General features: G+C 64.1%; 22 protein-coding genes and 1 riboswitch. Of the genes, 8 read left to right on the top strand and 14 right to left on the bottom strand.

Translation table 11 applies throughout. The features are described 5' to 3' along the window. Positions 1 to 171 precede the first annotated feature (171 nt). The 10 genes from AC6R19_RS04590 to AC6R19_RS04635 form a co-directional block, all read right to left on the bottom strand. Positions 172 to 1,317, bottom strand: a complete 1,146-nt coding sequence (locus AC6R19_RS04590; RefSeq protein ID WP_500578465.1) for a D-alanyl-D-alanine carboxypeptidase family protein — start codon at positions 1,315 to 1,317, stop codon at positions 172 to 174. A gap of 165 nt (positions 1,318 to 1,482) precedes the next feature. Next, positions 1,483 to 2,352, bottom strand: coding sequence for a septal ring lytic transglycosylase RlpA family protein (locus AC6R19_RS04595; RefSeq protein WP_500578467.1), 870 nt, complete (start codon positions 2,350 to 2,352; stop codon positions 1,483 to 1,485). Positions 2,353 to 2,601: 249 nt separating this feature from the next. Then, positions 2,602 to 3,612 carry a lytic murein transglycosylase B gene (mltB, locus tag AC6R19_RS04600; RefSeq protein ID WP_500578469.1) on the bottom strand — a complete coding sequence of 337 codons (1,011 nt, stop codon included), beginning with the start codon at positions 3,610 to 3,612 and terminating at the stop codon, positions 2,602 to 2,604. Between the two features lie 50 nt (positions 3,613 to 3,662). Continuing rightward, positions 3,663 to 4,808, bottom strand: coding sequence for a rod shape-determining protein RodA (rodA, locus tag AC6R19_RS04605; protein ID WP_500578471.1), 1,146 nt, complete (start codon positions 4,806 to 4,808; stop codon positions 3,663 to 3,665). Further along, on the bottom strand, positions 4,801 to 6,696 hold the full coding sequence (gene mrdA / locus AC6R19_RS04610) for a penicillin-binding protein 2 (protein ID WP_500578472.1): 1,896 nt from the start codon (positions 6,694 to 6,696) through the stop codon (positions 4,801 to 4,803). Before mrdA ends, rodA begins: the two co-directional genes overlap by 8 nt. Positions 6,697 to 6,826: 130 nt before the next feature. After that, the gene (gene rlmH / locus AC6R19_RS04615; RefSeq protein ID WP_500578473.1) at positions 6,827 to 7,303 is read right to left on the bottom strand and encodes a 23S rRNA (pseudouridine(1915)-N(3))-methyltransferase RlmH; all 477 of its coding nucleotides are present in this window, start codon (positions 7,301 to 7,303) and stop codon (positions 6,827 to 6,829) included. 236 nt (positions 7,304 to 7,539) lie between these two features. After that, positions 7,540 to 7,902: a ribosome silencing factor gene (gene rsfS, locus AC6R19_RS04620; RefSeq protein ID WP_500578475.1), complete on the bottom strand. Its 363-nt coding sequence runs from the start codon at positions 7,900 to 7,902 to the stop codon at positions 7,540 to 7,542. Between the two features lie 15 nt (positions 7,903 to 7,917). Beyond that, complete coding sequence (gene nadD, locus AC6R19_RS04625) at positions 7,918 to 8,583, bottom strand: nicotinate-nucleotide adenylyltransferase (protein WP_500578476.1); 666 nt, start codon at positions 8,581 to 8,583, stop codon at positions 7,918 to 7,920. After that, entirely contained in the window at positions 8,583 to 9,872 is a 1,290-nt protein-coding gene (locus AC6R19_RS04630) for a glutamate-5-semialdehyde dehydrogenase (RefSeq protein ID WP_500578477.1), read from the bottom strand. Before AC6R19_RS04630 ends, nadD begins: the two co-directional genes overlap by 1 nt. A gap of 309 nt (positions 9,873 to 10,181) precedes the next feature. Beyond that, a complete protein-coding gene (locus tag AC6R19_RS04635) occupies positions 10,182 to 10,757 on the bottom strand; it encodes an LON peptidase substrate-binding domain-containing protein (protein ID WP_500578479.1) in 576 nt (191 codons plus the stop codon). Positions 10,758 to 10,877: 120 nt separating this feature from the next. Between AC6R19_RS04635 and ypfJ the strand changes: the two genes are divergently transcribed. Next, positions 10,878 to 11,771, top strand: a complete 894-nt coding sequence (gene ypfJ, locus AC6R19_RS04640; RefSeq protein WP_500578481.1) for a KPN_02809 family neutral zinc metallopeptidase — start codon at positions 10,878 to 10,880, stop codon at positions 11,769 to 11,771. 81 nt (positions 11,772 to 11,852) lie between these two features. Continuing rightward, positions 11,853 to 12,134, top strand: coding sequence for a peptidylprolyl isomerase (locus AC6R19_RS04645; RefSeq protein WP_500578483.1), 282 nt, complete (start codon positions 11,853 to 11,855; stop codon positions 12,132 to 12,134). Between the two features lie 227 nt (positions 12,135 to 12,361). On the opposite strand, the gene AC6R19_RS04650 is transcribed toward AC6R19_RS04645, so the two are convergent. From AC6R19_RS04650 to mpl, 4 genes are all read right to left on the bottom strand, one after another. Then, a complete protein-coding gene (locus AC6R19_RS04650; RefSeq protein ID WP_500578484.1) occupies positions 12,362 to 14,974 on the bottom strand; it encodes an efflux RND transporter permease subunit in 2,613 nt (870 codons plus the stop codon). A gap of 113 nt (positions 14,975 to 15,087) precedes the next feature. After that, positions 15,088 to 15,363 carry an Rdx family protein gene (locus AC6R19_RS04655; protein WP_500578485.1) on the bottom strand — a complete coding sequence of 92 codons (276 nt, stop codon included), beginning with the start codon at positions 15,361 to 15,363 and terminating at the stop codon, positions 15,088 to 15,090. Between the two features lie 24 nt (positions 15,364 to 15,387). Then, complete coding sequence (locus AC6R19_RS04660; RefSeq protein ID WP_500578486.1) at positions 15,388 to 16,008, bottom strand: flavin prenyltransferase UbiX; 621 nt, start codon at positions 16,006 to 16,008, stop codon at positions 15,388 to 15,390. Positions 16,009 to 16,028: 20 nt separating this feature from the next. Further along, complete coding sequence (mpl, locus tag AC6R19_RS04665) at positions 16,029 to 17,417, bottom strand: UDP-N-acetylmuramate:L-alanyl-gamma-D-glutamyl-meso-diaminopimelate ligase (RefSeq protein WP_500578488.1); 1,389 nt, start codon at positions 17,415 to 17,417, stop codon at positions 16,029 to 16,031. Positions 17,418 to 17,572: 155 nt separating this feature from the next. On the opposite strand from mpl, the gene AC6R19_RS04670 reads away from it, so the two are divergent. The 6 genes from AC6R19_RS04670 (at position 17,573) to AC6R19_RS04695 (ending at position 24,559) form a co-directional block, all read left to right on the top strand. After that, entirely contained in the window at positions 17,573 to 18,835 is a 1,263-nt protein-coding gene (locus AC6R19_RS04670; protein WP_500578490.1) for a 6-phosphofructokinase, read from the top strand. Positions 18,836 to 18,997: 162 nt separating this feature from the next. Further along, positions 18,998 to 19,113, top strand: a riboswitch (TPP riboswitch). Between the two features lie 58 nt (positions 19,114 to 19,171). Then, complete coding sequence (locus AC6R19_RS04675; RefSeq protein ID WP_500578491.1) at positions 19,172 to 21,319, top strand: TonB-dependent receptor; 2,148 nt, start codon at positions 19,172 to 19,174, stop codon at positions 21,317 to 21,319. Between the two features lie 156 nt (positions 21,320 to 21,475). Next, entirely contained in the window at positions 21,476 to 21,739 is a 264-nt protein-coding gene (locus tag AC6R19_RS04680; protein WP_500578493.1) for a hypothetical protein, read from the top strand. Beyond that, positions 21,732 to 22,394 carry a nicotinamide riboside transporter PnuC gene (gene pnuC / locus AC6R19_RS04685; protein ID WP_500578495.1) on the top strand — a complete coding sequence of 221 codons (663 nt, stop codon included), beginning with the start codon at positions 21,732 to 21,734 and terminating at the stop codon, positions 22,392 to 22,394. Before AC6R19_RS04680 ends, pnuC begins: the two co-directional genes overlap by 8 nt. Before the next feature lie 10 nt (positions 22,395 to 22,404). Then, positions 22,405 to 23,280 (top strand): choline/ethanolamine kinase family protein, encoded by an 876-nt coding sequence (locus tag AC6R19_RS04690; protein ID WP_500578497.1) that lies wholly within the window; start codon positions 22,405 to 22,407, stop codon positions 23,278 to 23,280. 91 nt (positions 23,281 to 23,371) lie between these two features. Continuing rightward, complete coding sequence (locus AC6R19_RS04695) at positions 23,372 to 24,559, top strand: AraC family transcriptional regulator (RefSeq protein WP_500578499.1); 1,188 nt, start codon at positions 23,372 to 23,374, stop codon at positions 24,557 to 24,559. The last annotated feature ends 104 nt before the right edge of the window (positions 24,560 to 24,663 follow it).

Here is a 24,663-nt window from a genome sequence, read left to right on the forward strand (position 1 = left end):
GTGTTTAGTGGACAGGGAGTGCTGTGCGTAGGGGCGAACCTTGTGTTCGCCCGGCGGGCCTGCGGCCCGTTGCGGAGCTGGAGCTCCGCGGTCCCGGGTCCCGAGTCCCGAGTCCCGAGTCCCGAGTCCCGAGTCCCGAGTCCCGAGTCCCGAGTCCCGAGTCCCGGCAGATTAGCTGAAGAAGCCCATCACAAAGCGTTTGATCGCGTCCCAGATGCGCTTGAAGAAGCCGGCTTTCTCCACCTCCTCGGCGGCCACGGCCTTGACCTCGGCGACCGTCTCGCCGTCCAGGGTCACAACCACCTTGCCGACCGGCTGGCCCTTTTCCAGCGGGGCTTCCAGTTCGCCGTCGATGATCAGGTCGGCCTTGATGCTCTCCTCGCCGCCGCGGGGAATGGTGACAAAGACATCCTTCTCCACGGCAATGCCCACCTGCGGTTCCTTACCGCCCCAGACGCGCTCTGTCTGCAGGATATCGTCCTTGCTGTAGACCTTGTGGGTCTGGTAGTAGCGGAAGCCGTAGGCGAGCAGCTTCTGGGTTTCGCCGGCACGCTTCTCGTCGCTATCGGTGCCGACGACGACGGCGATCAGGCGCATGCCGCGCTTCACCGCGGAGGCCACCAGGCAGTAGCCGGCCTCTTCGGTGTGGCCGGTCTTGATGCCGTCCACCGCCGGGTCGCGCCACAGCAGGCGGTTGCGGTTGGGCTGGTTGATCCCGGCGTAGCTGAAGTACTTCTCCGAGTAGATTTTGTAGTGTTCGGGGTGATCGGCGATCAGCGCACGGGCCAGGGTACCCAGGTCGCGGGCGGTGGTCAGGTGGCCCTCCGCCGGCCAGCCGGTGGCGTTGACGAAGTGGGTGTCCTCCATGCCCAGCAGTTCCGCCTGCTGGTTCATCACCTCGGCGAACACCTCCTCGCTGCCGGACACGTGTTCGGCCAGCGCGATACTGGCGTCGTTGCCGGACTGCACGATCACACCGCGCAACAGGTCAATCACCGGCACCCGGTCGCCCACCTTGACGAACATCTTGGAGCCGCCCTTGCGCCAGGCCTTCTCCGAGATGCGCACCTTGTCATCCTCTTTGATACTGCCCTTCTCGATTTCCTCGGAAACGATGTAGGCGGTCATCATCTTGGTGAGACTGGCCGGCGGAATCTGCTTGTCCGCATCGTGCTCCACCAGCACCTGGCCGGTGTGGGCATCGAGCAGCAGGTAGGCTTCCGCGGCCAGCTGCGGCGGCGCCGGAATCAGCGACTGGGCCTGGGCCATGCCGGCACAGAACAGCAGGAGGGTGCAGGCGATAAGGCGCTTGGTCATGAGTGAGTGTCTCATTGTTCCTCGTATTTGTTGATTTCTTCCCGAAAGCAAAGTTTTTTAGTCACTCGGGCCATCCATGGCCCTCGCCCTTTCGGGCAGCCTTCGGCAGTGCTAAACGGCAAATCCGGCCGTTCCAGGCATTCACGGCGCCTGCGGCCCTGCCGTTTAGTCGTAGACAACCTGCGGCTGTCCCAGGCGATTCTGCTCCACCGTCTCCCGCGCTGCTACCAAAGCGCGCTGCTGGGCGAGGGGGCCGATGCGCACACGGTATAGCCTCTTGCCGTCACGCTCAACAGGACTGACCGATACAGGATAGTCGACCACGGCCGACACCCGTGCGCGCATGGTGTTGGCCTGGTCGGCATTGCTGTAGGCGCCAACCTGCAGATAGGTATTCTCCGGCAGCTTGAAACTGGCGTCCCGGGCCAGGGCCTCGCGCGCGGCCACGTCCTTTTCCATCGCCAGGGTCTGTCCCGCCGCGGGCAGCGAATCCGGGTCCAACGCCTCCACTTCGACCCGCGCCACCCCCTTGTTGATGTAACCCAGTTTCTGCGCCGCGGTGTAGCTCAGGTCGATGATGCGCCCGGGCACGAAGGGGCCGCGATCGTTGACGCGCACTATGACGCTACGGCCGTTCTCCAGGTTGGTTACCTTGGCGTAGCTGGGCAGCGGCAGTGTCTTGTGGGCCGCGGACATGGCGTACATATTGTAGACCTCTCCGTTGGCGGTGCGGCGGCCGTGGAACTTGGTACCGTACCAGGAGGCGTGACCGCGCTCCCTGTAACCCTTGACGTCGCCGCGCACCCGGTAGGTGACACCGTTGACTCTGTAGGGGGATTTATTGCCAGCCTGGCCGATGGGCTCGCGCACCGGTGTCGGCTCGGGCGCCGCCAGCATGTCCACCGGAACCGGCGGGCCGCTGTCCTTGATAGGATCTTGGACGGGATCTTTGGCGGGTTTGCTCGGCTGGCCGCTACAGGCCGCCAATAGGAGAGCGGCCAATACCGCTCCCAGTCGCGCATTGTACTGAAACATGATTCCCCCCGGCGCGCGGCGCTAAACTGCCGCCCCCAAGCCGCTTTTCTTCGATACTGCTAATTAATTTGAATTGGTTCGATTACCGGTTTTGTATTTGGTTCCGGGGCGCGCCGTACACCCCCTCCCCCGCAAGCGGGAGAGGGAGCCAATCTTTCGGATCTCGGGCGCCCCCGAGTCCCGAGTCCCGAGTCCCGAGTCCCGAGTCCCGAGTCCCGAGTCCCGAGTCCCGAGTCCCGAGTCCCGATATTATGACCTTCCGCCGCGCGCCTTGACGATCTCCTGGGCCAGGTCGTAGGCCGCCATGGCGTAGAGGCGGCTGCGGTTGTAGCGGGTGATCGTGGAAAAGTTGTTGAGCCCTATCCAGTACTGCTTGCCCTGCTGCGTCTGCAGGGAAAACACGCTGGCGGGCATGTCCGGCGCCACCTGGGCGGTGGTGGGAAAACCCTTTTCCGCCAGTTGGCCGACGGTCCAGTTGGTATCCAGCGAGTCGTTGACGATGGTCATGTCGGCGTTGGGGCGCGGATTGGCGAGCACCGTTACCGGCTCGCCGGGCTTCCAGCCGTGCCGGGCAAAATAGTTGGCGACGCTGCCGATGGCGTCCTCGGTGTCGGTCCAGATATCGATATGGCCGTCGCTGTTGAAGTCCACCGCGTAGGCGCGGTAGCTGGACGGCATAAACTGGCCGAAACCCATGGCGCCGGCATAGGACCCCTTCAATTCGGTGGGGTCAAAATCCTGGTCGCGGGCCAGCAGCAGGAAGTTTTCCAGCTCCTTGGTGAAGAACCGGGAGCGGCGCGGGTAGTTGAAGGCCAGGGTGGCCAGCGCATCCAGCACGCGATAGCCGCCCATATTGCCGCCGTAGCGGGTCTCTATGCCGATGATGGCGACGATCATCTCCGCCGGCACGCCGTATTTCTTCTCGGCCTTAGCCAGCGCCTTGGCGTTCCTGTCCCAGAAGTCGACACCGCCGGCGATACTCTGCGGAGTGACGAACAGTTCGCGGTATTCGTACCAGGGCTTGGCCTTTTCCGCCGGGCGCTTGATGGCCTTGAGGATGGATTCCTTCAGCTTGGCCTCGCGCATCAGGGCGATGAGTTCCTCGCGGTCGAAGTCGTGTTTTTCCACCATGTAGTCGACGAATGCCTTGGCGTGGACATTCTCTCCGTGGCCGGGCTCCTGGGCGCAGGCGGCGAGCATCAATCCCATCCCGGCCAATAATCCTGTGGTCCACTTCAAAACAACCGCTCCTGTTCTCATAGTGCGTCTCTACATCCCGGTTCTTAACATTCGAGTTCTTATTGGGCGCGCTAGAAAGATACCCTGCGCCGCTCCGTGCCTATCGCCATCAGGATACCGAATCCCGCCATCAGTGTAACGACCGAGGTTCCGCCGTAGCTAACAAGCGGCAGCGGTACCCCCACCACCGGCAGCAACCCGGTGACCATGCCGATATTCACAAACACATAGACAAAGAAAGTGAGGGTAATACTCCCCGCCAACAGCCGCCCGAAGACCTGCTGGGCCATAAAACTAATATAGATGCCGCGCGCGATGATCAATACATAGAGCAGCAACAGCAACAGTGCGCCGCGCATGCCCCACTCCTCTGACAGTACCGCGATGATAAAATCCGTGTGGCTCTCCGGCAAAAAATCCAGCTGCGACTGGGTGCCCTGCATATAGCCCTTGCCGTATATCCCCCCGGAGCCTATGGCCGCCTTCGACTGGAAGATATTCCAGCCGGCGCCAAGGCGGTCCGCGTCCGGATTGAACAGGGTGAGGATGCGCTGGCGCTGGTAGTCGCGCAGGCCCCACTGCCAGATGGGCCAGGCCGCCACCGCCAGCGCCATGGCGGCGCCGCCGATCATCTTCCAGCTGAGGCCGGCCAGGTAGAGCGCAAACAGGCCGGAGGCGGCGATCAGGATGGAGGTGCCCAAGTCTGGCTGGCGCACGATCAACGCCGCCGGCACGGCCACTATCGCCAGGGCCCCGAGCACAGTGACGAAGGACGGCGGCAGTGTGCGCTTGTGCAGGAAGGCCGCCACCGACATGGGCACCGCCAGCTTCATGATCTCGGAGGGCTGGAAGCGGAAGCCGCCCAGTTCCAGCCAGCGCTGCGCCCCCTTGGCGCCCACGCCGACAAACAGTACCGCCGCCAGCAGGCCGCAGCCGCCCAGGTAGGCCCAGGGCGACCAGCGCCGATAGACGTCCAGCGGTATCTGCGCGACCACAAACATGCCCACAAATGCCGCCACCATAAACACGGCCTGGCGCTTTACATAGTGCACATCGCCGCCGGCGGCGCTGTAGAGCACCCCCAGCCCCACGGATGCCAACACCATCAGCAGTACCAGCAGCGGCACGTCGACATGCCAGCGGCGCGACAGGCTCACCGGGCGACTGAGGCCACCATGGGAATCCGGCAACCGGTGCATGTAGTCGCGGCTAGCCACGGAGGCGCCCTCCTTTCCTATCGGTGCTCGCAGGCGCCAGGGCCGCCTCTTCCACGGGGCGCGACATCCAGTCGAAGAAGACCTCCCGCGCCACCGGCGCGGCCATCTTGCCACCGCTCTCGCCGTTTTCCACCAGCACCGCAACGGCGATCTGCGGATCGTCCACCGGCGCGAAGGCCACGAACAGGGCGTTGTCACGGAGGCGCTCCTTGAGCGCCTCCGAGTCGTAGCGTTCGCCCTGGGCGATGCCCACTATCTGGGCGGTGCCGGACTTGCCGGCCACCCTGAAGTCCAGGTCCTTGCCGGCCCTCTTGCCGGTGCCTCGGGTGTTGTAGACCACCGCCTCCATACCCTCGAACACCAGGTCCCAGTGCTCCGGCCTGGCCTCCACGTGGTGCAGCACCTCCGGTGGCTGCTCCACGCCGTCCACCGCCATCACCACCTGGGGTTTGTAGTGGGTGCCGCGGTTGGCGATAGTGGCGGTCATCACCGCCAGCTGCAGCGGCGTGGCCAGCACGAATCCCTGGCCGAGCACCGCGTTCAGGCTGTCGCCGGGGAACCAGGGCATGCCGCGGGCACCACGCTTCCAGGCCCGCGACGGGAAGAGGCCCGGGCGCTCCACCGGCAGGTCGATTCCGGCTTTGGCCCCGAGGCCGAAGCGGGTGGCGATATCGTACATACCGTCGATGTTCCAGCGGTACGCCATGTCCCAGAAATAGGTATCGCAGCTCTGCTCCAGCGCCTGGATCAGGTCCACCTTGTCGCCGTGGCCCCAGCGTATGTGGTCGCGGTAGATGCGCGGGTCGTTGGGCAGCTTGTAGAAGCCCGGGTCCTTGATGCTGGTTTCGGCGGTGATGACACCGGCTTCCAGGCCGCCGAGGGCCATCATCGGCTTCAGGGTCGATCCCGGCGCGTACTGGCCCTGCAGGGCGCGATTGAACAGGGGAACGTCGAGGGAGTCGGACAGGGCCCGGTAGTCGTTGAAGCTGATACCGGTGACGAAGAGGTTGGGGTCGAAGGACGGCTTGCTGACAAACGCCAGCACGCCGCCGGTCTTCACGTCTATGGCCACCACGGCACCGCGGTGCTCGCCCAGGGCCTGGGTGGCCACCTCCTGCAGGCGCGCGTCCAGGTGCAGGGTCAGTTCGGTGCCGGGCTTGGGATCGTGGCGCTCCAACACCTTCAGCACGCGGCCGCGGGCGTTGGTCTCCACATTCTCGTAGCCCACCTCGCCCAGCAGCAGGTCTTCGTAGGAGCGCTCCAGGCCCGCCTTGCCGATGCTCTGGGTGCCGCGGTAGCGGCGCACGTCCTCCTCGGAGAAGGTGGCCAGGTCGCGCTCGCTGATGCGGCCCACATAGCCGACGCTGTGGGCGAAGAGATTGGTGAGCGGGTAGTAGCGCACCAGCTCCGCCTCCACCGAGACCCCGGGCAGGCGGAACTCGTTGACGCTGATGCGGGCGATTTCCTCCTCGTTCAAACGGAAGCGCAGCGGCACCGGCTCGAAGGGGCGCCGCCGCTCCATGCGCTTGTGGAATTTCTCCACGTCGCTGTCGTCGAGGCGCACCAGACGGCCGATCAGCTCCAGGGTCCCGTCCAGGTCCCGCACCCGCTCGCGCACTATCGCAAGGGTGTAGCTGGGGCGGTTGTCCGCCAGCAGTGTGCCGTTGCGGTCGTAGATAAGCCCGCGGGTGGGCGCCACCGGGCGCACCTGGATGCGGTTCTCATCGGACTGGGTGCGGTAGTCGTCGTAGTTGACCACCTGCAGGTTGTAGAAGCGCGCCACCAGCACCCCCAGCAGCAGGGTCACACCGGCGAGCGCCACCAGCATGCGGTTGCGGAACAGCCGCTGCTCGGTCAGGGGGTCCTTGAGGTGCAGGTCGTAGGGCATGGGGTAGTTTGTGGGGCTGGCGCGTAAATAGCTGACTAATGAGTGTACAGGTTTAACGGAGAATGATGAATGCGCGATTTGGCATTTCCCCGCCGCTCCTACGGCATGAGATCTACCTGCGCATACCAAATTACTTGTGATACGGATGACCCGCCAATAGCGTCCAGGCGCGGTAGATCTGTTCCGCCAGCAGCACCCGCACCAGCGGGTGCGGCAGGGTAAGGGGGGACAGGGACCAGCGCTGGTGGGCGCGGGACAGGCAGTCGACGGAGAGGCCGTCGGGCCCGCCGATCAGCAGGCTGACGTTTTCGCCCTGCATCTGCCATCCCCGCAGCTGCTCCGACAACTGCTCCGTGCTCCAGGGCTTGCCCTTCACGTCCAGAGCGACCAGGTGGTCCCGCGGCCCCATGGCCGCGAGCATGGCCTCGCCCTCTTTCTGGCGCGCCTTTTCGATCAGCGCCGGGGAGTTCTTCTGGCCGCGCTGGCCCAGCGGTATCTCCACCATCTCCAGCGCCAGCTCCCGCGGCAGCCGCTTGGCGTACTCGGCGTAGCCCTCCTGTACCCAGACCGGCATTTTGCCACCGGCGGCGATGATTCGGATCTTCATAGTGAGTAATCAGTGGTCAGTGGAAAGCGGCTTTATCCAAATCCAACTCGAGTTTCGGAGCTCACATCGAGGGCAGGAAACCTCCGGCTGGCACTGTGCGAGGCCCTGCTGCCGGTGGCCACCGGGCAAATATTTACCGATGAGGTTTTTTGCCAGGTGGCCACTGGCAGCAGGGCCGCTCGAAGGCTCCCCTCGGCATTGGCAATCCCGTGAACTCCCTTCTAACCGCTGAACACTCACTCCCGGTGCGGATCGCTGCCGTCGGCGTCTTCGCGGGTGTTCGGGGTCATGGACCAGAGCTTCTCCAGGTCGTAGAAGCTGCGCACATCCGCCAGCATCACGTGCACCACCAGGTCGCCGTAGTCCACCAGTACCCAGTCGCCCTGCTCCATGCCCTCGACACCGATGGGGCGCACGCCGGCCTTCTTGCCCTCTTCCACCACATTGTCGGCCAGGGATTTGACCTGGCGGTTGGAGGTGCCGGTGCAGATCACCAGGCTGTCCATTACATCGGAGAGTTCGGACACATCCAGGGCGACGATGTCCTTGCCCTTCAGGTCCTCCAGTGCCGCCACGGCGATTTCTTTGATATTCGTCATAACACCTTTGTTTACTTAGCGGCCGCCTTCCACGGCCTTTCGATAGAGTTGATTGTCGTCAATATATTGCAGCACCGCCGCCGGCAGCAGGTAGCGTGGGGACTGGCCGCTGTATATCAGGTGGCGGATATCGGTAGCGGAGATCGGCAGCAGCGTCTGCTCCCGCACCACCAGGCGCCCGCGGGACTCGCTGTGCAGGTCCTCAACTTTGCCGGCGTGCCCCCGCAGCAGACCAGCCACTTCACCATCCGTCGGCAGCTGCCAGCCGGGGCGGGTTACCACCACCAGGTGGGCCAGCTCCAGCAGCTGTTCCCAGCGGTGCCAACTGGGCAGGGTGCGCAGCGAGTCCAGCCCCATGCAGAAGCTGATGGAAACCTCTTCCCCCAGTTCGCCGCGCAGTTCTTCCAGGGTGTCCACCGTGTAGGTGGGCCCGGGGCGATTGAGCTCGCGTTCGTCCAGTTGCAGCTCGCCGCAGCCCTCCAGCGCCAGCGCCAGCATCTGCCGGCGGTGCGCGGCGGACACGCCCGGCGTCTCCCGGTGCTTCGGCTGGTGGCTGGGGAGCAGGCGCATCTCGTCGAAGCCCAGCGCCTGGCGCAGCTCCAGCGCCATGCGCAGGTGGCCGAAGTGCACCGGGTCGAAGGTGCCGCCGAACAGGGCGATGGTGTGCCGTTTGCTGCTCATTACTGGCGAATATGCCCGTCGCCCAGCACTATCCACTTCTGCGACGTGAGCCCCTCCAGGCCCACCGGACCGCGGGCGTGGATCTTGTCGGTGCTGATACCGATTTCCGCGCCCAGGCCGTACTCGAAGCCGTCCGCGAAACGGGTGGAGGCGTTCACCATGACCGAGCTGGAGTCCACCTCGGCCAGGAAGCGCCGCGCGCGGCTGAAGTCCTCGGTGACTATGGACTCGGTGTGGCCGGAGCCGTACTGCGCTATATGGTCCATGGCGCCGTCCATGTCCCCGACCACACGGATCGACAGCACCGGCGCCAGGTACTCCTCGCTCCAGTCGCTCTCGCTGGCCGCACTGCAGTCCGGAATTATCGCCCGCGTCCGCTCGCAGCCGCGCAGCTCCACGCCCTTTTCCCGGTAGGCGTCCGCCAGCCGCGGCAGTACCTTCCCTGCAATGCCCTCGGCCACCAGCAGGCTCTCCATCGCATTGCAGACACCGTAGCGGTGGGTCTTGGCGTTCAGGGCGATATTGAAGGCCTTTTCCGCGTCGGCGCGATCGTCCAGGTAGACATGGCAGACGCCGTGCAGGTGCTTGATCACCGGTACCCGCGCTTCGCGGCTGACCCGCTCGATCAGGCCGGGGCCGCCGCGGGGCACTATCACGTCAACGTATTCCGGCATGGTGATCATGGCGCTCACCGCGGCGCGGTCGGTGGTGTCCACCACCTGTACCGCCGTCTCCGGCAGGCCCGCCTCCTTGAGGCCGCTGGCGATGCAGGCGGCGATGGCGCCGTTGGAATGCAGCGCCTCGCTGCCCCCGCGCAGTATGGTAGCGTTGCCGGACTTCAGGCACAGGCTGGCGGCGTCTATGGTCACATTGGGGCGGGACTCGTAGATGATGCCCACCACGCCCAAGGGCACGCGCATCTTGCCCACCTGTATGCCGCTGGGGCGGTATTTCAGGTCCTCGATCTCACCCACCGGATCCGGCAGTTCGGCGATCTGGTGCAGTCCCTCGATCATCGCGTCTATGCGCACATCGGTCAGCTCCAGCCGGTCCAGCAGCGCCGCGTCCAGGCCGTTGTCGCGGCCGGCCTGCATATCCCGCGCGTTGGCCACCAGCACCTCCCCGCGGTGCTTGTCCAGCTGTGCGGCTATGGCCTCCAGGGCGCGGTTCTTGGTCGCGGTATCGGCGCGGGCCATCTGCCTCGCCGCGGCGCGCGCGGCGCGTCCCATCTCTTCGAGCTTGGTGAGAGTGGACGGGGTGGATTGCTGGTCGGCTGTGGAACTGTTCACTTCGGCTCTCCGTGCGACGTTCGGTGGGCCGCGCAGTATAACCGTTGTGTCCTGTAAGGTGCTAAATGCGGTTATCAGAGCTCCCCAAATCGTTCACAGTTGGGCGCCGCTCGCCGGGAATGGCGTGCCCTTTCCAAGAGCGGCAACGCTGCTGTGGACCCTCTCTACCAGGTGAAGAGGGGGGAGCTCCCTTCGGGCGGGCCGCTAAGCAGCCATCTACTGCGTTGCATTTGCTTGACGTAGCCTACTATGCCTGCATCTGGCCGCTTAGCGGCCCGCTGATAACCGCATTTAGCACCTTACAGGACACTACTCCCTGGCCCAGCGGTCCAGGTTGGCGGCTATGTCCGCCAGGCGCACCAGCGGGTCCGGTATGGCGAGCAGCTCCACCCGCACCCTGTCGTCGAGGGGCAGCAGCTGCGCCAGTTGCCAGGCCAGGGCGTCGGCGGAATCCACCGGGGAGAATTTGAGGGACAGCACGGCGGCGTGCTGTTTCAGCTCGTCCAGCACCGCCAGCAGGCCATCGCAATCCGCGGGGATCGGCTTGGGTGCCTCTTCCGCCAGCCACTCCACCTCGCCGAGCAGCAGGCCGTCCCCAGCCCTGCTGGTGCCGCTGATATGAAAGCGGCGCTCGCCGACCACCTGCACATGCAGCAGCCCCTCCACCCCCTGGCTCCAGTCGACGATCTTCACGTAGACCCCGTAGGGCCACACGTTGGCGCGCCCCACCTCGCCGCCGGAGCGGACCAGCACCACGCCGAAGCCGCTGTCCGCCTTCAGGGTCTCGCTGACCAGGCGCAGGTAGCGCTGTTCGAAGATGCGCAGCGGCAGGGTCACGCCGGGAAACAGCGCCACGTTCAGTGGGAACAGGGGGATCTGGGGCAAGGTTCTCTCTCTGACCGGATCTACTGACCTTAAAGATAACATCCGCGCCGGCGGCCAACGGAAAAGAATTCTGTGCCAGCTCGTCTAAACTGATTGGAAACAGGGTTCCGGAGAATTCCGATGCGCTGGCGCCAGGGTCGCAGAAGCAGCAATATCGAGGACCGCCGCGGCCAGTCACCCGGCAGGGGCATGGGCGGACTCGGCAACCTGTTGGCACTGGCACCCTTCCTGCTGCGCAGCAAGACCGGCTGGCTGATCCTGGCCGCCATCGCCGCCTTCTACCTCTTCGGCGGCGATCGCCTGTTCGAGGGCATGCCCCAGCAAGCGCCGCCCCAGGGCACAGGGCAGCCCGACCAGACCGCCCCCGGCGACGAGGTGGCGGACTTCGTCTCGGTGGTGCTGGCGGATACCGAGGACGCCTGGGGCCAACTGTTCCAGACCGCCGGATACCGCTATGAGCCGCCGAAGCTGGTGCTCTACGACGATGTGGTGCGTTCCGCCTGCGGCCTCAACACCGCCGCCGTAGGCCCCTTCTACTGTCCGACGGACAGCAAGGTCTACCTGGATCTCAGTTTTCTCGGCGACCTGAAGCGCCTTGGCGCGCCCGGCGATTTCGCCTTCGCCTATGTGATCGCCCACGAGGTGGGCCACCATGTGCAGAACCTGCTGGGCACCTCGCAGAAGGTGCAGCAGGCGCGCATGCAGTCCGGCCAGGTCACCGCCAACCGCTTGTCGGTAATGCTGGAACTGCAGGCGGACTGCTTCGCCGGCGTCTGGGCCTTCTACGCCCACCGCGACCGGCAGATGCTGGAGCCCGGGGATGTCGAGGAGGGGCTGGCCGCCGCCGCGGCGGTGGGCGACGACCGGCTGCAGAAGCGCGCCGGCCGCGCCGTGTCCCCGGACTCTTTCACCCACGGCAGCGCCGAGCAGCGGGTCTACTGGTTCAAGCAGGGATTCACCAGCGGCGATGTGAACAAGTGCAACACCTTCGCCGCCCTGTCCGGCCGGCAATAAAGGGGGCAGTGATGAGTGGCGGTCGTGAGGCAGGCGCACTAAGCTGCTGCCGGAGAACAGCCCTATTTAGGAGAAATTCCGATGGCCAAAGCCAAAGCGCGACATATCCTCGTCGAGACAGAGGAGAAATGCCTCGATCTGAAGAAGCAACTGGATGAAGGCGCCGATTTCGGCATCCTCGCCCAGGAGCATTCCAAGTGCCCCTCCGGCCGCACCGGCGGCGACCTGGGGGAATTCAGCCAGGGGCAGATGGTGCCTGAGTTCGACAAGGCGGTGTTTTCCGGCGAGCTGAACAAGGTGCAGGGGCCGATCAAGACCCAGTTCGGCTATCACCTGGTGGAGGTCACCAGCCGCAGCGACTGACCCGCCCTCCGATGCAACAGAGTTTTGTAGGGTGGATAAGCGCCAAGCGCATCCACCAATTGGCCGCGGCTTCCGGTGGATGCGCCGGCGTGGATGCGCCCGGCGTGGATGCGCCCGGCGTGGATGCGCTTGACGCTTATCCACCCTACAGCTTTCCTCAATGCAGACAAAAAAGCCGGGCGGCAAATGCACGCCCGGCTTTTTATTTTGCTAACTGACAGTTCAAATCAGGAGCTAACCAGCTCCTCCCCCGCCGCCAGCGGCTTTCCCGCCGGCTTTTCCGGCAGCTCAGGCGCCGGCAGCGGCTTGATCAACAGCAGCAGCAGCGGCAGCAGTGTCAGCGAGCCCAGCAGGGCCGCGGACATGGCCAGGGCGGTGAGCAGGCCGAAGTAGATGGACGGCACAAACTCGGACAGGGCCAGTATCGAGAAGCCTGCGATGATAGTGATGGCGGTGTAGAACATGGCCCGGCCGATGGTCGCGTGGCTGCGGTGCATGGTCGCCAGGTAGTCGCCGTCCTTCGCGAACTCCTCGCGGAAGCGGTATATGTAGTGGATCGCGTGGTCCACGCCGATGCCCACGGTGATTGCGGCAATGGTGATGGTCATCATGTCCAGCGGTATGCCGGCCAGGCCCATGCCGCCGAGCACCACGCAGGCGGCGAGCATATTCGGCACCAGGGCGATAATCGCCAGCCACAGGGACCGGAACAGCACCAGGAACATCAGCAGTATGCCGACAAACACCGCGCCCAGGGTCAGTATCTGCGACTTGAACAGGCTCTGCAGCATATTGTTATAGAGCACCAGCAGGCCCGTCTGGTGCATATATTCCGGCGTTATGCCCATTTCGTTTTCGGCGTAGTCGTAGATGCGCTGGATCAGTTCGCCGCGGCGCAGGTTCGGGTCCGTCTCCATCACCCGCAGGGTGATGCGTGCCTGCTGGTGCTCCACCGACAGGTAGGGCTCCACCAGCACATCGCTGATCTCCTCCGGCAGGCTGGTGCGCGCCACCGCCAGCTCGAAGTCGTTCAGCGGACCGCCGTTCAGGTCCCGCGCCACCTTGTACAGGGTGGCCAGGGACTGCACCTTGCCGATTTCCGGTTGCTGCTCCAGGTAGTCGTGCAGCTGCTCTATCTGCGCCAGGCCGGCGACGGTAAACCAGTAGCTCTGCTCCGCCGCCTCGCTTTCACCGCCGAAGGGATCGCCGGTGGCGAAGGGGTCTTCCTCGACGCTCTCTTCAGTCACCGCCTCCTCGCCACCGAACGCTTCCTCACCTCCCATGGCGAAGGGGTCTTCTTCGCCCTCGAAAGCAGGCTCCTCGATCTCGGGCTTGTCGAGAACGATATCCAGGGTCACCGTGCCGCCAAGGCGGCGGTCGATCACCAGCATGCCCTGGTAGATCTCGGTGGAATCGTCGAAGTAATCGATAAAGCGGTTTTCCACCTTCAACTGGGAGATGCCCACAGCGCTGGCGATTGCCGCCAGCAGCGACACGCCGAGGACGACGCCGCGGCGGCGCTCGGCGAAGCGGGAGAAGAGCAGCGTAAAGGCGTGGGAGTTGTCGGCACCCATGCCGCCGGTGCGCTTCGGCAGCAGCATCAGCAGTGCCGGAATCATCAGGAAGGACAGCGCCAGGGCCAGGGTCACGCCCATGGTCATCATCCAGCCGAAATCGATCACCGGGCGAATACCGCTCACCACCAGCGACACGAAGGCGACGATGGTGGTCAGTGCCGTGTACAGGCAGGGCTTGGCCATAAAGCGCACCGCGGCCAGGGCCAGCTGCTCGCGGGTCCACTCCGGGTGCTGGGCCGCATATTCGCGGTAGCGCACCGCCAGGTGGATGGTGATCGCCAGGGTGATGATCAGCAGCAGGGCGACGAAGTTGGCGGAGATCACCGTCAGGCGCCAGTCGAGCCAGCTGAGCAGGCCCAGCATCACCACCGCGGTGGTGACGCAGGTGGCCAGCGGTATCAATACCCAGCGCAGCTGGCGGAAGATGATCAGCAGGGTGGCGATGATAAACAGCAGTATGCCCGTGCCGAACACCACCAGGTCACTCTGGATAAAGGAGATCATATCGGCGGTGATCATCGACACGCCGCCGAGGAACAGCTCCGCCTCGCCCTTGTATTGATCGAGAATCTGCCGCACCTCTTCGACGCGCGCGCGGGAGCGCAGCTCCTGCGTCGTGCGATGCTGCAGGTAGACCGCGGAGACCTCCTCCAGGCGCGCGGCTTCCTCCCCGGTCAGGCCCTCGCTGTTGCGCTTGCGGCGCAGGGCATCGCGCTCGCGCACCAGCTCTATGCCGCGGCTGTCCAGCGCGAGATTGACCAGCAGCGCGGTGGTCTGGCCGTCCGGGCTCAGGATCAGTTCGCGGTATATCGGACTGGACAGGAACTCCTGCCGCGCCAGTTTCTTATCAGTGCTCGGCGTGGACAGGGTGCGGATGCCATCGCTGATATCGGCGATCGACAGCTTGGGGCTGTACAGCAGCGGCACATCGAGAATGCTCTGCACGCTGGTCACGCCGTCCACCTCCGCCAGCTGGTCACGCAGGCGGCCCAGGGTGGCGAGCGACTCGTCATCGAACAGGTCGCCGTCCCTGTAGCGGTAGGTGACCACCAGGAAATCGCCGCTGGCGTAGCGCTCGGCGATTTCCCGGTAGTAGTCGACGGACCTGTCGGCCTCCAGGGTCAGCGAGTCCGCGGACGCATCCAGCTTGAAGCGCGGCAGGCCCAGGGCCGCGGCCAGCGCCAGCAGGGCCACCAGCAGCAGCAGCGTCTTCGGCCGCCGGATTACCAGGTTTTCGTAACAGGTCTTTAAGGCTGACAGCATAGGATTTCGCTTAAATTACTAATATAGCTTGCCGCATGGGCGGGAATATTTTACTCACCCCGCCCACTTGGGGAGAACATAAGGTTCGCCCCTACTAATAAACTTGGGATTTTCTAAGACTTGTCGATATGTCCCAGGTCGCGCTCGGGGAACAACAGATCCCTGACCCTCTGTTTAAGTTCCTTGGGCCCGGGAAAACCGCCGTCCCGTTTGCGCTCCCAGATCAGTTCATCGTCCACACGTATTTCAAACACACCGCCGCTGCCGGGCTTCATCGCCACCTGTTCCAGGTCGTCGGCGAAGGTGTAGAGCAGCTCCTGGGCCATCCAGGTGGCGCGCAGCATCCAGTTGCATTGCACACAGTAATGAATGGTAATTGCCGGTTTCATCTGGTCTCTCTTTCGCCCCCCAACTCATTCACCCCAGTTGGGCAGCAGCTTCTGTTCCACGCCCAACTGGTCCAGCAGCCGCGCGACGATGAAGTCCACCAGATCCTCCACTGAACGGGGGCTTTGATAAAAGCCCGGGCTGGCTGGCAGTATCACCGCGCCCATGCGGGTCAGCTTGAGCATATTCTCCAGGTGGATCTCCGAATAGGGCGCCTCCCGCGGTACCAGGATCAACCGGCGGCGCTCCTTCAGGGCCACGTCCGCGGCGCGCTCGATCAGGTTGTTGGAGGCCCCGCAGGCGATCGCCGACAGGGTGCCGCCGCTGGCCGGGCAGATCACCATGCTGGCGGGAGCGCCCGTGCCCGAGGCCACCGGCGAGAACCAGTCCCGTTTGCCGAACAGTGTCAGCTGGCCCTCGCGGGCCCCGAAGCGCTCGGCGAAAAATGCCTGCAGTTGCGCGTCGTCGCCCCCGGGCAACTGATATTCGGTCTCGGTGTCGATCACCACCCGCGCCGCATCGGACATCAGCAGCCAGACTCGCACCTCCGCGGCCAGCAGGCACTGCAGCAGGCGCAGGCCGTACTGGGCACCGGAGGCGCCGGTCATCGCCAGGGTGACTGTCTTACTAAATGAGGGTTGACCCAAAGCAGACCCCGTGTGGTCGGTTAGGAAGCGCGGCCGTGCTTCTGTTCCAGCGCACCTAAAAGACGCTGGTGAATACCGCCGAAGCCGCCGTTGCTCATGACGACGATATGGCTGCCAGGCTCGGCCAGATTGACCGCGGATTCTACCCCAGTCTCGATATTGTCGAAAATCTTCGCCGGCACGGTCGAGTGGTGCACCACTTCCCCCAGGGACCAGTCCATGCCCTCCGGCTGGTACCAGAGCACCAGGTCGGCGCCCGAGCAGGCCTGGGCCAGCTTGTGCTGGTGTACGCCCATGCGCATGGTGTTGGAGCGCGGCTCGATCAGGGCGATGATCTTGTCGTCGCCGACCTTGGCCCGCAGGCCGCTCAATGTGTATTCGATGGCGGTGGGGTGATGGGCGAAGTCGTCGTAGACGCGGATACCGGCCACCTCGCCCAGGCACTCCATGCGCCGCTTGACCCCCTTGAAGCTGCCCAGGGCCAGGGCGCCCAACTTGGGATCCACGCCCACATGGCGCGCCGCGGCCATGGCGGCGAGGCCGTTGCGCACATTGTGCAGGCCGGTCAGGTCCCACTCCACGCGCGCCACCTCGGCGCCGCGGAAACTGACCCCGAAGCTGCTGCCGTCCGCGGCGATATCCACCGCGCACCAGTCTCCCAGGCGCACCCCGTCCTCCACCTCGGTAGAGACGCGCTGCACCTCGCTCCAGCAGCCCTGCTGCAATACGGCTTCCACCGTGTCCTCGGCGGATGCCACTATCAGGCCGTTGCCGGGCACCGTGCGCACGAGATGGTGAAATTGCCGCTGGATGTCCGCCAGGTCGCGGAAGATGTCCGCATGATCGAACTCCAGATTGTTGATGATCAAGGTGCGCGGGCGGTAGTGGACAAACTTGGAGCGCTTGTCGAAGAAGGCGGTGTCGTACTCGTCCGCCTCCACCACGAAGAAGGGGCTCTCGCCGAGGCGCGCGGACACGCCGAAGTTGCCCGGTACGCCGCCGATCAGGAAGCCCGGCTGCATGTCCGCCTTCTCCAGGATCCAGGCCAGCATGCTCGAGGTGGTGGTCTTGCCGTGGGTGCCGGCCACCGCCAGCACCCAGCGCCCGCCGAGGAAGTGGTCGCACAGCCACTGGGCGCCCGATGTATAGGGCAGGCCCCGCTCCAGCACCGCCTCCACCGCCGGGTTGCCGCGGGACAGGGCATTGCCGATGATCACCAGGTCCGGCGCCGGCTCCAGTTGGGCCGGGTCGTAACCCTCGGTCAGTTGGATACCCGCCCGCTGCAGCTGGGTGCTCATGGGCGGATAGACGTTGGCATCCGAACCGGTCACCTTGTGCCCCTCGGCCACGGCCAGCTGGGCCAGGCTGCCCATAAAGGTGCCGCAGATGCCTAGAATATGGATATGCATGGCGGAAATTTGTACTCCTGGAGATAGCGGCGCAAGCTTAACACGGCGTTTGACAGCAGTACTTGTCAAATACCCCAGTTTCGATGCAATTTCATCGCCATTCCATTAGACTCCGCCCCCTCATTTGCCAGCCTCAACCCCCTTGTAGGATGACCATGTCGATGAAGAACGCCTTTTATGCTCAATCTGGCGGCGTGACCGCTGTGATCAATGCTTCCGCCTGCGGTGTGATCGAAGCCGCGCGCGAGTATCACGACCACATCGGCACTGTGTACGCGGGGTTGAACGGCATACTCGGCGCCCTGCGCGAGGAACTGATCGACGTGGGCCAGGAAAGTGTGGACACCGTCACCGCCCTGCGCCACACCCCCTCCGGCGCCTTCGGCTCCTGCCGCTACAAGCTGAAGAGCCTGGAGGAGAACCGGGCCGAGTACGAGCGCCTGATCGAGGTGTTCAAGGCCCACGATATCGGCTACTTCTTCTATAACGGCGGCGGCGACTCCGCCGACACCTGCCTGAAGGTGTCCCAGCTGTCCGAGACCATGGGCTACCCCATCCAGGCCATCCACATCCCCAAGACCGTCGACAACGACCTGCCGATCACCGACAACTGCCCCGGCTTCGGCTCCGTGGCCAAGTATGTGGCCGTGTCCACCAAGGAGGCCTCCCTGGACGTGGCCTCCATGTGCGCCACCTCCACCAAGGTGTTCATCCTCGAGGTGATGGGCCGCCACGCCGGCTGGATCGCCGCCGCCGGCGCCCTGGCCCAGGAAGAGGAAGGCGATGCGCCGCATATCATCCTGTTCCCGGAAGTGGCCTTCGACAGGGAGAAGTTCCTGGCCAAGGTGCAGCAGACCGTGGATGAGAAGGGCTACTGCGTGATCGTCGCCTCCGAGGGCGCCCAGTACGCAGACGGCACCTTCCTCGCCGACGCCGGCACCACCGATGCCTTCGGCCACAAGCAGCTGGGCGGCGTGGCGCCGACCCTGGCCAATATGATCAAGAGCGAGCTGGGCCTGAAATACCACTGGGCCCTGGCCGACTACCTGCAGCGCGCCGCGCGCCATATCGCCTCCGCCACCGACGTGGCCCAGGCCTACGCCGTCGGCCGCGCGGCGGTGGAAATGGCGGTGGCCGGCAAGAACGCCATCATGCCCGCGATAGTGCGCGACGCCGGCCCCGAGTACGGCTGGTCCGTGGGCGAAGCGCCGCTGTCCGAGGTGGCCAACGTCGAGAAGATGATGCCGCGGGAATACATCAGCGAGGACGGCTTCGGCATCACCCGGGCCGGCCGCGACTACCTGCTGCCGCTGATCCAGGGCGAGGACTACCCGCCCTACAAGGATGGGGTGCCCCAGTACGCGAAGCTGAAGAAGGTATTGGTGGAGAAAAAGCTGAGAGACGGTTTCGACGTATAAGCGGTTGCAACCGCACCGGTTCAGAGAGAAAGCCCCGGCAGTGATGCCGGGGCTTTTTCGTTGCAGCAGCCAATCGCAGAACTAACCCTCCCCAGTTTGGTACTGTTCAACTGCAGCCTTTGTCAGTTTCCGCTCCCTCCCACATCTGATACCATCGCGCCCGCAAAACCTAAGGGGTGGCTTACGCCTGAGATGCCGGCGGATCTGAAAGATCCCCTGTGCAAACCCTTGAACCTGATCCGGTTAATACCGGCGTAGGAATAGGTACATATCCAATCATCCTCTTCGCGTCGCACACCGGGTCTCTTTCACTCCTGTTTCCCCCGAGAGAGAGCCATGAATCAAGCAATCAGAATAAAACCGCTGAGTTGGTGGATCGGCCTCGCCGGCTGCGTGACCGGTGCCGTCACCGCTACATCGGCAAGTGCCGAAACGGCGGGGCTGGAAGAGGTCGTGGTCACCAGCCAGTTCCGCGATACCGCACAGCTGGACACGCCCACCAGCGTCAGCGTGTTCGACGAAAAGGCCATTGCGGCCCGCGGCGCGCGCAATCTCGAACAACTGCTCAACCTGGCCCCCAATGTGAATTTTTCCAGCGGTGCGTCGCGGGGGCGCTTCGTGCAGATCCGCGGTATCGGCGAGCGCAGCCAGTTTATCGACCCGGTCAATCCGTCGGTGGGCCTGCTCATCGACGGTATCGACTTCACCGGCCTGGGCCTTGCAGCCAGCACGCTGGATATCGACCAGGTGGAAATCCTGCGGGGACCCCAGGGCACCGTCTATGGTGCCAACGCCCTGGCCGGCCTGATCAGCATGAGCAGCCAGGCTCCCGCTCCCGATCCGATGGCAAAGGTGTCCGCCGAGATCGCCGAATACGGCAGCCATACCCTGACCGCAGTCTCCACCGGCCCGCTGACCGACAAGCTGGCCTACCGCCTCGCCGCACAAAACCAGCAGTCCGACGGCTATATTCAAAACCGCTACCTGGGCCGCGACGACACCAACAACATCGATGAATCGGTCGTGCGCGGCAAGCTGCGCTATCGGGCCCGGGACGATCTGCAGCTGGACTTTTCACTGCTCTATCTCGACGCCGACAACGGCTACGATGCCTTTTCCCTCGACAATAGCCGCAACACCCTGTCCGACCAGCCTGGCCGGGATACCCAGGAGACCCTGGCGGGCGCCGTCAGCGGCCTGTGGACCGGCAACGGGGCGTTCACCCTCGAGTCCGTTTTCAGTTTCGCCGGCTCGGATACCGGGTACGGCTACGACGAAGACTGGACCCATCCGGGCTTCCACCCCGACGGGTACAGCTCCACCGACAACTACCAGCGCGACAGGGACAACCTGAGTGCCGACATCCGCTTTATCTCCACCGAAGAATCCCGATTGTTCGGCGACAGCACCGGCTGGGTGGCCGGCGTGTACCTGCGCCGGGAAGAGGAGGCCCTGGCGCGCAACGGCAGTTTCAGCAGCCAGTTCGATACTGAAAACGCCGCACTCTACGGCCAGTTGAGGAGCACACTCAGCGACAGGCTCGACCTGGTGACCGGCCTGCGGCTGGAGCGGCGCAACGCCGATTACGCCGACTCCCTGGCAGTCGCCGCCGATACCGGCGAAAACCTATGGGGCGGCAATATCACCCTGGAGTACGGCCCTGCGGACAATACGCTGATCTACGGCACCATTTCCCGCGGCTACAAGGCCGGTGGTGTCAACGGGCGGATCATTTCAGCCTCCGCGAGCAACCCGCTGATCGGAAGCGAGGTTTTCGAATTCGATACCGAGCATATGCTCAATTACGAACTGGGTATCAAAGGCAGCTGGCTCGACAAGCGCCTGCAGGCCCAGGTGGCCGCTTTCTACCAGGACCGCAGCGACGTCCAGGCCAAGCAGTCCATCTTCAATCCCGACGACTTTTCCTTCGACGACTTCCTCACCAATGCAGCGGGCGGAAAAACCACCGGCCTGGAAGCGGAGGTGAATTACCTGGCCGGCGACGCCCTGCGCCTGTTCGCCGCTGCGGGCTGGCTGGACGCGGAGTTTGAGCACTTCACCAGCAGCTCCCACGTGGATGCCAGGGATGATTACAACGGTCTCGTACTGGCGCCGGTGGACCTGGACGGCCGCGACCTGGCCCACGCGCCCAACTACCAGTTCTTTACCGGCGCCGAGTACGCCTTGACCGCGAACCTGGTCCTGCGCCTGGAAATGGAAGGCAAAGACGCCTTCTACTTTTCCAACAGCCACAATGAGAAGTCCACCGCCTACGAGCTGGTCAACGCCCGCCTCACCTACCGCGGCAACAACTGGGACCTGTCCCTGTGGGGCAGGAACCTGACCGACGAGGACTACTACACCCGGGGTTTCTACTTCAGCAACCAGTTCGGCAACAACCCTGCCAATGGTTACGCGCCGGAGGCCTACTACCAGTTGGGCGAGCCGCGGATTGTGGGAGTCTCCGGCAGCTATACCTTTTAAACGGTTATCGAGGAGTAAAGCCCGGTGAAACTGTCGGTAGTGCCGTAGGGTGCGCCGTGCGCACCAGCCCAGGACTGACGCGCGTTTCAGGCCTGTTGGTGCGCACGGCGCACCCTACGACCTCAGCGCCATTCGCACAAGACTGGAGTAAAAATCGTGAAACTGTCCGTAGAAATCAGCATGTACCCGTTAAAGGACGAGTACATTCCCCCGATCCAGGATTTTATCGAGCGCCTGAACCGCCATCCGCAGTTACGGGTCATCACCAATACCATGAGCACCCAGGTGTTCGGCGACTACGACCTGCTGATGGACACCCTGAAAACGGAGATGCGCGCGTCCTACCAGAAGTTCGGCCGCGCCATTTTTGTCTGCAAGTTTATCGACGGCGACCTGAGCCCGGAGACGGCCGATGTCTAGCACCCAAGTCCGCGATGCCATCGCCAGCGCATTTGCAGCCATGTCCCTGTGGGAACTGGCCGCGGTGATTCTCGCGCTGGCCTATCTGCTGCTGGCGATGCGGGAGAAGATCAGTTGCTGGTATGCGGCCTTCGCCAGCACGGCGATCTATCTGGTGCTGTTCTGGGATGTCAGCCTGCTGATGGAGTCCGCCCTGCAGGTTTTTTACCTGCTGATCGCCATCTACGGCTGGTGGCAGTGGAAAAACGGGCGCGCCGGCCGGCGGGAACTGCATATTCACCGCTGGTCGACGGCAAGCCACCTCACCGCCATATCCATCGTGGGTGTATTGACCCTGGTGTGCGGCTACCTGCTGCAGAAGTACACCGGTGCGGCATTGCCCTACCTCGACTCCTTCACCACCTGGGGAGCGGTCGTTACCACCTATATGGTCACGCGCAAGGTGTTGGAGAACTGGCTCTACTGGATCCTGGTCGACGGCGCTGCCATTTACCTGTACATCGACCGGGAACTCTACCTGACCGCCGTGCTGTTCGCGCTGTATGTGGTGCTGGTCATCATCGGTTTCTTCCAGTGGTATGCCCTGTACAGGCGGCAGAATCCGGCGGCCGGACAGCCGCTGGCAGCGGAGCGGGATGTAGTCCCCAGTGCGTGACGGTGTGCGTATGACCACTTCCCCCGCGGACGTCATCCCGGGCGACTGGCCGCTCTGGGGCACGGCCAGGCCCGCGCTGGTCCAGCCGCTGCCCGGCGGGCTGACCAACCGCAGTTTCCTGCTGGAGGCCGGCGCTGCGCGACTGGTGCTGCGCAGAAACTCCCCCATCAGCGCGGCGCTGGACCTGGACCGCACCGCAGAAGAGCAGGCCCTGCGCCTGGCGGACCGGGCGGGCCTGTGCGCGCCGCTGGTCTACTGCGATCCGGGACATCAATACCTGGTTACCCGCTATCTCGGAGGGGGGCAGTGGAATGCCGATAACGAGGGCGCACTGCAACAGCTGGCGCAGTTACTGCGCGACATTCACCGGCTGCCAACCGTCGATGCCGAGCTGGATATAGGCGAGAAAATCTCCCGCTACTGGCTGTCGATCGCCCCGGACGGCCGGTTTCTGCAGCCACTGCGATCCCTCGAGCGGCAGGTGCGCCCCCATATCGCCGCAGCCCGATCCCTGGGCAGTGGAAGGGCCCTCTGCCACAACGACCTGCTGGCGGAGAACCTGGTGGTCAGCGACGGAAAGCTGTACGCGATCGACTGGGAGTATGCCGCAACCGGCGACCCCTTCTACGACCTGGCGGTGATCACCGAAGGACTGGGGCTGGGCGGGGACCGGCAGCAACAGCTGCTGTCGGCCTACCTCCGGCGCCCGGCTGCAGAATCGGACCGGCAGCGGCTGCATCACTGGCAGGTGATCTACGGATACCTCTCGGCACTGTGGTACGCCGTCCAGCTCTCCAGCGGCGCCCTGACGGCCCCCGGTCTTGAGAGTGAGCTCATCGCCCGGATGGACTCCCTTTCCGAGCGGGCGGCCCGCTTCCAGGGCTGATCGGTCCTGGCAATGGCGACAGGGAGAAGCGCGGTTTTGCTGCGGGAGACTTTAATTTAATATCCTCGGCAGTTACGCCGACGGTATCACCATGATTAGTCTCCACACCATCAGCCTGGTCATCCTCTTCGGGGTCTCCACCTGCCTGACCCTGGCCCTGATCCTGTGGATGGCGCCCTGGGGCAACCGCAGGGCCAACCAATGCCTGGGACTGTTATTGGCAACCATTAGCGCCATCTCCCTTGCCTATGTCCCCCGTATAGAGGTGGAATCACTGCCCTGGCAGTTCCAATTCCTTTTCTCCCTGCAGTTGACCTTCGGCCCCCTGCTCTACTTCTACACCCGCATTCTCACCCAGCCCGCTTTCCGCTGGCGCTGGCGACATGCCTGGCACCTGCTGCCGGCAGCAGCCTCGGCGCTGCTCTGGCAACTGCAACTGCCGCATAGCGCCGACGGTCTGCTGAGCCTGCCCTGCCCCGTCGCAGCAGACTGCGATCCCGTCTACCGGGCCAGGTTCGTCCACCGGGCGGCCGCCTTCCTGTCGCTGATCGGCTATTCGATCGCCTCCCTGCGGCTGTTGCGCCCGTACCTGCAGCGGGTGAAGGAGAACTACTCGGCAATCGAGGAGGTCAACCTGCGCTGGCTCAAGGTCCTGATTTACGCCGTACTGCTGGCCACCGCAACGGGCATTGCGGTAGAAGTGCAGGGCTTCTTCTCCCCGCGACGGGACCTTACTCCCGGGCTGGTGCAGGCCCTGGCCCCGCTGCTGCTGAGCCTGCTGCTGGGCTGGTTCGGCCTGCAGCAGCGCCGGATCCATTTGGGGGAAGCCTCCGCCGAAGACGCTGCCGTGGAACCTGCGCCGGGCGGATCAACCACCGACGCGGTGGAGAAAAAGTACCAGACCAGCAGCCTCACCGATGAGAGCGCCGAAGCCATCTGGCAGAAGCTGCAACAGCTCATGGCCCGCGACAAGCCCTACTTGGAAGCGGGGCTGAAGATCGCCGACCTGGCGCGGCTGTTGGACCTGCCGGTACACCACGTCTCCGAGACCATCAACGGCTTTGCCGGCCAATCCTTCTACGATTTCATCAACCGCTACCGGGTGGACGAGGCCGCGCGTCTGCTGGCCGACGATTCACAGCGGCACCTGTCCGTCACCGATATCGCCCTGCACGCCGGGTTCAACGCCAATTCCACCTTTTTCACCCACTTCAAGAAGCGTTTCAACGAGACGCCCCGCCAGTACCGCCAACGGCACAAAAAGTCCGTAAGTAATTGATTTAAAAGGAAATTTTTTTTCAAATTTGCAAATCTGAATTCCGCGCAGCAGTGGCTTTCTGCGGATTTGCAAACCGAGAGGAATAGGCCTTCCGCTGGGGTTAT

Source organism: Microbulbifer sp. SE14 (assembly GCF_059834885.1).

Coding starts and splice junctions, on each gene's coding strand:
- AC6R19_RS04590 (WP_500578465.1), bottom strand. CDS start 1,317: ATGACCAAGCGCCTTATCGCCTGCACCCTCCTGCTGTTCTGTGCCGGC.
- AC6R19_RS04595 (WP_500578467.1), bottom strand. CDS start 2,352: ATGTTTCAGTACAATGCGCGACTGGGAGCGGTATTGGCCGCTCTCCTA.
- mltB (WP_500578469.1), bottom strand. CDS start 3,612: ATGAGAACAGGAGCGGTTGTTTTGAAGTGGACCACAGGATTATTGGCC.
- mrdA (WP_500578472.1), bottom strand. CDS start 6,696: ATGCCCTACGACCTGCACCTCAAGGACCCCCTGACCGAGCAGCGGCTG.
- rlmH (WP_500578473.1), bottom strand. CDS start 7,303: ATGAAGATCCGAATCATCGCCGCCGGTGGCAAAATGCCGGTCTGGGTA.
- rsfS (WP_500578475.1), bottom strand. CDS start 7,902: ATGACGAATATCAAAGAAATCGCCGTGGCGGCACTGGAGGACCTGAAG.
- nadD (WP_500578476.1), bottom strand. CDS start 8,583: ATGAGCAGCAAACGGCACACCATCGCCCTGTTCGGCGGCACCTTCGAC.
- ypfJ (WP_500578481.1), top strand. CDS start 10,878: ATGCGCTGGCGCCAGGGTCGCAGAAGCAGCAATATCGAGGACCGCCGC.
- AC6R19_RS04645 (WP_500578483.1), top strand. CDS start 11,853: ATGGCCAAAGCCAAAGCGCGACATATCCTCGTCGAGACAGAGGAGAAA.
- AC6R19_RS04650 (WP_500578484.1), bottom strand. CDS start 14,974: ATGCTGTCAGCCTTAAAGACCTGTTACGAAAACCTGGTAATCCGGCGG.
- AC6R19_RS04655 (WP_500578485.1), bottom strand. CDS start 15,363: ATGAAACCGGCAATTACCATTCATTACTGTGTGCAATGCAACTGGATG.
- mpl (WP_500578488.1), bottom strand. CDS start 17,417: ATGCATATCCATATTCTAGGCATCTGCGGCACCTTTATGGGCAGCCTG.
- AC6R19_RS04670 (WP_500578490.1), top strand. CDS start 17,573: ATGTCGATGAAGAACGCCTTTTATGCTCAATCTGGCGGCGTGACCGCT.
- AC6R19_RS04675 (WP_500578491.1), top strand. CDS start 19,172: ATGAATCAAGCAATCAGAATAAAACCGCTGAGTTGGTGGATCGGCCTC.
- pnuC (WP_500578495.1), top strand. CDS start 21,732: ATGTCTAGCACCCAAGTCCGCGATGCCATCGCCAGCGCATTTGCAGCC.
- AC6R19_RS04690 (WP_500578497.1), top strand. CDS start 22,405: ATGACCACTTCCCCCGCGGACGTCATCCCGGGCGACTGGCCGCTCTGG.
- AC6R19_RS04695 (WP_500578499.1), top strand. CDS start 23,372: ATGATTAGTCTCCACACCATCAGCCTGGTCATCCTCTTCGGGGTCTCC.